This is a genomic window from Faecalicatena contorta, from assembly GCF_021531995.1.
Taxonomy (GTDB): Bacteria; Bacillota; Clostridia; order Lachnospirales; family Lachnospiraceae; genus Dorea_A; species Dorea_A contorta_A.
Window position 1 is genome coordinate 1 of sequence record NZ_JAFBIZ010000123.1, and the last position, 7910, is coordinate 7910.

General features: G+C 53.4%; 10 protein-coding genes. 1 reads left to right on the forward strand and 9 read right to left on the reverse strand.

The features are described 5' to 3' along the window. Positions 1-82: 82 nt before the first annotated feature. From JQM82_RS13225 to JQM82_RS13235, 3 genes are all read right to left on the reverse strand, one after another. Positions 83-460, reverse strand: a complete 378-nt coding sequence (locus JQM82_RS13225; protein ID WP_002584333.1) for a TnpV protein — start codon at positions 458-460, stop codon at positions 83-85. Further along, positions 420-692, reverse strand: coding sequence for a helix-turn-helix domain-containing protein (locus JQM82_RS13230; protein WP_002584334.1), 273 nt, complete (start codon positions 690-692; stop codon positions 420-422). The genes JQM82_RS13225 and JQM82_RS13230 overlap by 41 nt, the downstream gene beginning before the upstream one ends. A gap of 280 nt (positions 693-972) precedes the next feature. Continuing rightward, positions 973-2589 (reverse strand): recombinase family protein, encoded by a 1617-nt coding sequence (locus tag JQM82_RS13235; RefSeq protein ID WP_002596236.1) that lies wholly within the window; start codon positions 2587-2589, stop codon positions 973-975. Between the two features lie 225 nt (positions 2590-2814). On the opposite strand from JQM82_RS13235, the gene JQM82_RS13240 reads away from it, so the two are divergent. After that, positions 2815-3015 (forward strand): hypothetical protein, encoded by a 201-nt coding sequence (locus JQM82_RS13240; protein ID WP_002596235.1) that lies wholly within the window; start codon positions 2815-2817, stop codon positions 3013-3015. Positions 3016-3079: 64 nt separating this feature from the next. Here JQM82_RS13240 and JQM82_RS13245 read toward each other — a convergent pair whose 3' ends face one another. From JQM82_RS13245 to JQM82_RS13270, 6 genes are all read right to left on the reverse strand, one after another. Continuing rightward, on the reverse strand, positions 3080-3274 hold the full coding sequence (locus tag JQM82_RS13245; protein ID WP_002596234.1) for a transposon-encoded TnpW family protein: 195 nt from the start codon (positions 3272-3274) through the stop codon (positions 3080-3082). A gap of 14 nt (positions 3275-3288) precedes the next feature. Beyond that, positions 3289-4131, reverse strand: coding sequence for an ATP-binding protein (locus JQM82_RS13250; RefSeq protein WP_002596233.1), 843 nt, complete (start codon positions 4129-4131; stop codon positions 3289-3291). Further along, positions 4128-4922, reverse strand: coding sequence for a replication initiator protein A (locus JQM82_RS13255; RefSeq protein ID WP_006356266.1), 795 nt, complete (start codon positions 4920-4922; stop codon positions 4128-4130). Before JQM82_RS13255 ends, JQM82_RS13250 begins: the two co-directional genes overlap by 4 nt. A 72-nt stretch (positions 4923-4994) precedes the next feature. Further along, the gene (locus tag JQM82_RS13260; RefSeq protein WP_002596231.1) at positions 4995-5381 is read right to left on the reverse strand and encodes a cysteine-rich VLP domain-containing protein; all 387 of its coding nucleotides are present in this window, start codon (positions 5379-5381) and stop codon (positions 4995-4997) included. Further along, positions 5371-6996, reverse strand: a complete 1626-nt coding sequence (locus tag JQM82_RS13265) for a relaxase/mobilization nuclease domain-containing protein (protein ID WP_002596230.1) — start codon at positions 6994-6996, stop codon at positions 5371-5373. Before JQM82_RS13265 ends, JQM82_RS13260 begins: the two co-directional genes overlap by 11 nt. Then, the gene (locus tag JQM82_RS13270) at positions 6968-7366 is read right to left on the reverse strand and encodes a plasmid mobilization protein (RefSeq protein ID WP_002596229.1); all 399 of its coding nucleotides are present in this window, start codon (positions 7364-7366) and stop codon (positions 6968-6970) included. The genes JQM82_RS13265 and JQM82_RS13270 overlap by 29 nt, the downstream gene beginning before the upstream one ends. Positions 7367-7910 lie beyond the last annotated feature (544 nt).

Genomic DNA, 7910 nt, shown 5'->3' on the forward strand with positions numbered 1-7910 from the left:
CTTCTTTTGTTGTTATTTCTTTTCTACCCATACAAAGTCTCCTTTACAACTTCTAATTTGTAATAATCATTCTACCATACCGTTATGAATAAATCATCTCATGTAAAACAATTTCTTCTGCCCGGTTGTGAATGTTATTGCAACGCTGCACCCATTCCATTTGACGGGTACGCTTCAATTCCTCGGTCACGCCCTCGGCAGCTTTCATCTGCTCCATGATGGTGTCTAACCGTTTCTGTGCCTGTTCGTTCAGGTCTGCAAGATATGTCCACAATTCCCCGGTCAGGGTCAATGTGTGTAATCTGGCTGGGCAGACTTCTCTTAAATATTCCCGGTGCATCCGTCCGTACTTTCCGATGGGGCGGTGTTCCTCCGGCAACTTCAAGTCCGGGATGTAGTAATCTCCAACAAGGATATAATCAATTCCGTTTTCTTTTATTCTTGGTTTCAATTCGCTCATGTTCCTTACCTCCTGTGGAAGCAGGCTCGTCTGGTACTAACTCAATCACATCGGTAATCTCACAATTCAGCGTTTCGCAGATACGGGCTAATGTATCCATGCTGATGTGCTTTCCCTCTTTGCTCATGTTGGCAATCATATTTGTTGTCATACCAGCGGCAAGCCTTAAATCCTCTTTTCTCATATCACGCTCTAACAGTGTGTGCCAGAGTGGTTTATAGCTGATGTGCATATTGTTTTCCTGCCTTTCTATCCATACCACCGGAGCGGCTGCCCCGGCAGGAACTTTTCTCTTATTATAGCACCAATCTTGTGAAATCACAATTTATTCTTGTAGCCTGCCGCTGATACCGTCTGGATTGGCTTTTCCTTTCTTTTTGTTCCCTTTAATTAGCCATGAACTGCTTCATACCCTGAGACTTTGCTTATGTGTGATAAAGAAGCAATAGAAGTGCAAAAAATTTTGCCGTTCCTATCCGACACTTGGCCATTGTGTCGGATAGGTCGGGCGGTTATTCGGGCAAGTCAATCTTGCCGACAAAGCTGTAATAAATCTCAATGTCCTGCCTGCGGGTGCCGTTCTCATCATAGCTGCACTCATGCACCACAATTTTCTCGATCATTTCCCGCAAGAGAGTGGGGGTCAGTTCTTCAAAGGCAAGGTGCTTGCGGACAATGCCCATAAATTTCTCGGCGTTGACGGTAGCTGCCTGTGACTTGTCCAGTTCGGCTTGCAGGGCGGCGGCTCTCTTTTTCAGCTCCGCTTGCTCGGCTTCGTAGTCAGCCGACAGTTCCATGAAACGCTCATCGCTGATTTTGCCGTTTACATTGTCCTCATACAGCCGCTTGATAATGCGGCTGATTTCAGAAATGCGTTCCTGCGCCTGTTCAAGCTGCTTGATGGCTGCGGCGGTCTTTCGCTTGCCGCCGATCTCGTTCTGCTGGACAAGTAGTTTCACAAACCGGCTCTCATGCTTGGCTGCGTATTCGGTCACTTGCCGGAGATTTGCCAGGACACCAGCGGTCAACAGATCGGTGCGGATAAAGTGCGCCGTACAGTTGCGGGTGCGCTTCTTGTAGCTGCCGCAGATGTAGCAGTCCTGTTTGCGGTCTTTGTTCTGATACCGCTGCTGATACAGCACATGGCCGCAGTCGGCGCAGAACAAAATCCCGGAGAACAGCCCCACTTCATCGTAGCGGTTCGGGCGTTTGCGCTGTTTGCGTAACTCCTGCACCCGTTCCCATGTTTCCTTGTCGATGATCGGCTCATGGTGGTTCTCGAAAATGGCCTGCTTCTCGACGGGGTTCTCTATGCTGTGCTTGACCTTATAAGAAGGCTTTTCCGTTTTGAAGTTCACCAGACATCCGGTGTACTCTCGGTTTTCGAGGATATGAACGACGGTGTTGGTCGCCCATTTGCACTCATAGCCTGGGTGATAACGGCGGGTGCTGCCTGTCCGCTGATATTCCAGCGTCCCCGGCGTGGGGATTTGCTGCTCCGTCAGCATACGGGCAATCTTGGTCGGGCCGTTCCCGGCAAGGCAAAGCTGGTAAATCTGCTGCACCACCGGGGCGGCTTCCTCGTCTATAATAAAATTCTCGTCCTCGTCCATCACATAGCCGTAAACCGGCTTGCTGGTAACAGGCTTGCCGCTCATGCCTTTTGACTTTTTCACTGCCTTGATTTTCTTGCTCGTATCTCTCACCAGCCATTCATTGAACAGATTTCGCAGCGGGGTAAAATCGTTGTCCATGCCCTCGCTGGCACTGTCCACATTATCGTTGACAGCGATAAAACGCACACCCTTTTGAGGGAACAGCATTTCCGTGTAAAACCCTACCTGCAAGTAGTTTCGCCCTAACCGGCTCATGTCCTTGACGATGACCGTACCCACTTTCCCGGCTTCAATGTCCGCAAGCATGGCTTGAAATCCGGGCCGCTGGAAGTTCGCGCCGGAAAAACCGTCGTCGGTGTACCAGCGCAGATTGGTAAAGCCGTTCTGTTTTGCGTAGGTTTCGAGTATCCTTTTTTGGTTCGATATGGAATTACTCTCGCCTTGCAATTCATCCTCGTGGGACAATCTCGGATAAAGGGCGGTAATGAGGTTTTGGGTGGCTTGTCTTAACATAAAATCCTCCGTTTCCGACAGCCAGCCCCACTATTCCGTGGTTTCATTGTACCACGGAACGGCGGGGGCTGTACAGCGGCAAAAGCGTTAAATTTGCTTCTTTACAGCTTTTCAATTTTCCGATTTTTATGGTATGGGTTGTCGTCCCATATTTGCAGTAGAAAAGTTCATAACTCCGTGGTATACTCTGATTTAACAAAAAAATCAGAAGTTAAAGGAGAAAACATGAAGTATACAATAGATGAATTAACCGCGGCCAAAAGGCAAATTGATTCAACTCTGCACAAGCTAAGAGAAACAGTAAAAACATTTGAATCAAAGGATAATTCCGAGCGTTATAAATCACAAATCACATTGGCAAAGAGAAGAATAAAAGCCTTTGAAATTGCAAATTATTTTATAGAGAATGAGATTAAGAATTGCTAAAGCACTTCCGATTTTCGTTCCAGCGGTCATGCTCCCTGGCATGGCCGCTTTTCCATGCCCCGGTTCACGCCGGATAAGTCGGCTCCTGTGTAGCAGCGGCTTCCGCTTCCAGTACCCGCGCCATTTTGTCGGCGGCTGTGGTTGTGGTGTCTTTCTTGAAATAGCCGGACACGACAAGGACGGAATTGCCCATGCGGATTTCCGTCACACAGTCAGGGCGGCGGGTGGTGCGGGTGTCGTGCTGCTTGTTATCTGCCATAGGCAATACTCCTTTCAGTCGGTAATCAGTTTCTTCATGCTCTCCATTTTCCGCTTGGCGGTTTCCTGCCGGAAGTTGTCGCCGGTAAAGCGTACCGGGACGCACATGGAAAGCAGGCGGTCATAAATCCGGGAATGGGCGGTGTCCTCCGGGTTGTGCAGGTCGTCCAGCGTAAGGTTGGTCGTGACGATCAGCGGCTTGCCGCTGCGGTAACGGCTGTCAATCACATTGAACACCTGTTCCAGCCCGTATTCCGTCCCGCGTTCCATGCCGAAGTCGTCAAGGATCAGCAGCGGATAACGACAAAGGCGGGAAATGTACTCGTTGCGCCCCTCAAAGCTGGCGGCAAGGTCATTGAGGATAAGAGCAAAGTTCGTCATGCGGACGGGGATTTCTTTCTCCATGAGGGCGTTTGCGATACAGCCTGCAAGGTAGCTTTTGCCGGTGCCTACGCCGCCCCAGAACAGGCAGCCGATATTGTCTGTCCGCATATCTTCCCAATGCTCCACATACCGGCGGGCAAGCCCGGTCTGCGGGTTCCTGCCGTTGTCGTTCTCGAAAGTCCAGTCCCGCATGGTGGGGTCGGTAAAGCCCCGGCGTTTCAGTTCTTCCACGGTGTCAAGGTGTCTGCGCCGCTTTTCGGCGGCTTCCCGTTCCTCGCGGGCGGTTCTCTGGCAGTCGCACTCTGCCGGGTGGCGGTCGCGCCCGAAGATAGCGGCCTTATCCGGCGCAAAATAGGCTTCTTTCGGCTTGCGGCACTTGCCGCAGTACAGTAAACCGTCCTCGCCGGTGTAGTCCTCCGGCTCCGGGATGGTGGTCGTCATATTCTCCAAAACCGCGTTGATTTCATTCTTCATAAACTCTCGCCCTCCTTGCATGAGTAGTCTGGTATGCCCTTTTTAGGGGCTTCCTTTTTGTCGTTCCCCGCCCATATCCGCAGGGCGGCGGCATAGTTCTGGTAGCTTTTCCCGTTGGCGGCAAGGTAGCGGCTCATTTCCTCGATGAACCGTTCCAGCCTGTCAGGGTACTCTGCCTGCAACTCGTCGTATTCGGTCTGTGACAGAAAAATATTTCCATATCGGCCATAGGGCGCGGACGGCCCCCCACTCACTCCCTTTGTTTGGCTCTCTGTAAGGTTGTTTATAGTAGTTTGGTTAGGGGACGGTTTTCCGACCATCATAAGGTCGGTTTTCTGACCATCAGTAGGACGGTTTTCCGGCTCTATGAGGGGCGGACTTCCGGCCATCAGTTGGTCTGAAAACTGTACCTGTGGCACTGGCGGTACTTTGACATAAAGCCGGTTCGGTGCGGAGAAGCCGCCCCGTTCCCGTTCCAACAGCCCCGCCGTGTCCAGTTCATTAAGCGCCCCCTTGATGGTGGTGCTGCCTTTATCCAGTATTTCTGCTATCTCCGCGATGGGATAGATAATATAAATCCTGCCCTCGTCGTCCAGCCACTTGTTTTTCTGGGAGAGGGTGGAACGGTCTAACAGCAGCGAATACAGCAGCTTGGCGGTCTGTGAAATCTCCATTTTCAGCAGGAAACGGGGATACGGCAGATAGGCGGGCAGCCGCGTGTCTGCCCTGATATAATCAGCGATAGGATCACCTCCCTGTGTTCGGGTTGATTTTGGCGTATTGTCACGCATTAAAACGCCGTTTCCGGGGGAAAAGGATAAATGTATCGCGTACCCTTTGACACCCACGAAAAAAGCCTTGATTTATGCGGGTTTGAAAGGCTCTAAAGCGTGACATCTCTGCCTTTGTTTCCGCTTTCTCTCGGCGGCTTTGATTTTCTTCATGCGCCCGGCGCAGTCGGGGCAGTATTTTCCCCGGTTGGATTTGGGGACAAAGGCCGCCCCGCAGACGGCACACCGTTTCCGGCTTCCCCGGCACAAGAGGGCTGCGGCCAGCTCCCCGTCAAGGGGCAGGACAGCCACACGGAACCAGTGGCACATGAGGGAAAAGGAAATGCTCTGGACGCACACGCAAGGCTCCCCGTCGTCCAATAGCAGGCAGTTCCCCTCATCGTAGTTACAGCACTCATGTACCAGCCGCCGCGCCCGCCGGTGCTGGCGGTAGTCCATGTGGGGCAGGTTATCGCTCATGGCTCTGCTCCTTTCTGCGGTGCGGCTCGTCCCGGCGCAAAATCTGGTCGATGTTCCGCTTGACGGTCTGCAACTCCTTGAACCGCTGTTTCTGTTCGTGATAGGTGTTATACAGGCCGTCTTTCTCGGAGATAAGCTGCTCGATCTCGGCCTGCAACGCTTTCCGGGCGGGCAGCTTGGTAATGCCATGCGCCTTGAAATACCGGGCTGCTGCGTCGGCTATGATAAAATCGCTCTCATGGGCCTGCCGGTATGCGGCGCGGGCTTTCTCGGATTTCTGTGCCCGCAGCCCGTCGCGGGCGGCCTTGGTCTGGGCGTAGGCCAACACCTGCCGCTGCAACTTCTTTTTCCCTTGCAGCTTCGTTTCCAGTGCTTTCAGTTCGCCGCTGGTCTGGCGCATTTTCTGATAGGCGGTGTCAACGGCGGCTTCTAACTGCTCCGGGGAAGTAAAGCCGTATTGCTGGTAGACGGACAGCGTTTTGGCGGCCTGCTTCAGATTGTGTATCTTCGCCCAGCGTTCATAGCCCCGGCCTTTGCCCTCGGCCATTTTCTGCTCAATGTCCACAAGCCGCTGCACTCCGTCCTGTTTCGGGGCGGCTATCTCGGCTCTGGCAACCTGCAAGCGGTCTTTTATGGTGCGTGGGGGATCGGGGGATCTGGCTGGCGCTTCGGCTGCTCTGGCGGCGTTTTGCTCTAAAACGGCAAAGACAGCGGCGCGGTCAAAATCGTCGCCCAGCTTCCGGGCGGTAATTGGCTTTGTCCTGTCCGGCGTGAGGTAGGAAAGCCGCCCCCGGCTCTCCTTGACGGTCACACCCTCCTGCAGCAACAGAGAGGAAAACTCGTCAAAGCTGGCGGCGGTGGCAAGGGCTTTCCGTAGGGTCTGCCGCAGCTTCTCCTTGTTCGTTTCAAACTTGGTCTGCCGGGGCGTGATACTATCGGCAATCATGGGGGCGTTCTGCTTGTCCAGCGCGGCCTGTCCCTTTTTCTGCGCCCAATACTCCCGGTCGGTGACGCGGTTCTTGCTGCCGTTCAAGAGGTCGATTTGATAAAGCCCCTCCCGGTGGCACATCTCCATGACTTCGGATTTGAAGTAGCGCAGGGCAGCGTCGGTACATCGGTGCTTGCAGCCGACTTTCGTATCGGCCGGCCTGTCCATGTAGGGCAGGAACGGCACTTCCTCAATCCGCAGGCTGTTTATGACGATATGCACATGAATGTTGCCGCTGTGGTTATGCCCGTCCGGGTGGGTGCAGACAAGGGCCTGGTGGCCGGGAAAATGCTCTTTACAGAATTGTTCCCCCAACGCCTGCGCCCGGTCTACGGTCAGGCCGTTGTCCGGCCCGTCCCGCGGGTCAAAGCTGATGATGTAGTGGTGGCTTTTCACATCTTCCCGCCGCTGGTTTTTCTGATAGCGGAGATTGGCCCGCATACACGCAACGGCAAAATCCTCCCCGTCGCAGTTCAGCGTGGACAGCCGGTAGTCCTCGCGGGGGATAAGCCTGCCGGTTTCATCAAGGACGGGCTTCATGGTAAACTCGTCATGCTCAAAGAGAAGATATTGCTCGGCGGCTCCGTAGTCGGCGTTTTTAGAGTTGATATGCTTGAGTGTTGCCAACCGCGTCACCTACTTTCTTGAGGACTTCATACTTGAGGACGGCAAGGTCGGATATGGCGGCGCGTACCTCGCCGGAAAGGGTGTTGTAGGGTACGCCGTATTCGTTCAGATACCGGGCAATCTGATTGAGGTTGCCGCCGATCCTGCCGTACTCGGCTGTCAGCTTCCCGACAGCGGAAAGCAACTCGTCATTGACCGACGACACATGGACAACCGGGCGTATGGTCGCCCGCCGTATCGCCTGCCGGAGAAATTCGGACTGGCTGATACCATAGGGCGCAAGCCGCGCTGTGAAGTCGGCATACTCATCTTCGGACAGCCGGGTTTTCACAACGCGGCTGCGGTGGGGCGTGTTGTATTTCTTTCGCATGGTGTGACCTCCTTTCTCGCCCGTAAGGGCGCATGAGCAGGGTTTGGGGAAGGCACTCCCCAACAAGTTTCCCGCGAGGGGCAAAACTGCAGAATTGCGGATTTTGGCACCGTGGTAGAAACTTGCTCTCCGTGACTGCAAACTTTCTCTCACTTCCGTCCGCCACTTTTTTGGAAAACTGCAACCACAAAAGTTTGTTTCTCTTTTTCTGCTACTACTAATCCTGTAAAGGGCATTCCTGCCCGCTTTCGCTAAAATGACACCGGACGCAGTGGTTTCTACCCGGTGTTGGAGAAATCCTTTCTCTTTGCCCTCTACTACGGGTAAATGCTCCAAATGCCAAACACCAGGGCAGAAAAATTCCCTCCTCGCTTACTACTACAACCGGCAGGGGGCAAAATGGCCGGGAGCGGAGCCGGTAGAGTAGGTTAGAGGGCTTTGCCCTCTCTCCCCTCATCAAACCGTGCATGAGGTTCTCCCTCACACGGCTTTCCGACATTCTTCTTTCTACAGCATTACGTCATGCCGTAGCCATTCTTTTTAA

What these genes read in the sequence shown, in the direction of transcription:
- JQM82_RS13250 (WP_002596233.1), bottom strand. Translation starts at nt 4,131, where the DNA reads ATGAAGAATGAAATCAACGCGGTTTTGGAGAATATGACGACCACCATC.
- JQM82_RS13260 (WP_002596231.1), bottom strand. Translation starts at nt 5,381, where the DNA reads ATGAGCGATAACCTGCCCCACATGGACTACCGCCAGCACCGGCGGGCG.
- JQM82_RS13230 (WP_002584334.1), bottom strand. Translation starts at nt 692, where the DNA reads ATGCACATCAGCTATAAACCACTCTGGCACACACTGTTAGAGCGTGAT.
- JQM82_RS13225 (WP_002584333.1), bottom strand. Translation starts at nt 460, where the DNA reads ATGAGCGAATTGAAACCAAGAATAAAAGAAAACGGAATTGATTATATC.
- JQM82_RS13245 (WP_002596234.1), bottom strand. Translation starts at nt 3,274, where the DNA reads ATGGCAGATAACAAGCAGCACGACACCCGCACCACCCGCCGCCCTGAC.
- JQM82_RS13270 (WP_002596229.1), bottom strand. Translation starts at nt 7,366, where the DNA reads ATGCGAAAGAAATACAACACGCCCCACCGCAGCCGCGTTGTGAAAACC.
- JQM82_RS13235 (WP_002596236.1), bottom strand. Translation starts at nt 2,589, where the DNA reads ATGTTAAGACAAGCCACCCAAAACCTCATTACCGCCCTTTATCCGAGA.
- JQM82_RS13255 (WP_006356266.1), bottom strand. Translation starts at nt 4,922, where the DNA reads ATGCGTGACAATACGCCAAAATCAACCCGAACACAGGGAGGTGATCCT.
- JQM82_RS13240 (WP_002596235.1), top strand. Translation starts at nt 2,815, where the DNA reads ATGAAGTATACAATAGATGAATTAACCGCGGCCAAAAGGCAAATTGAT.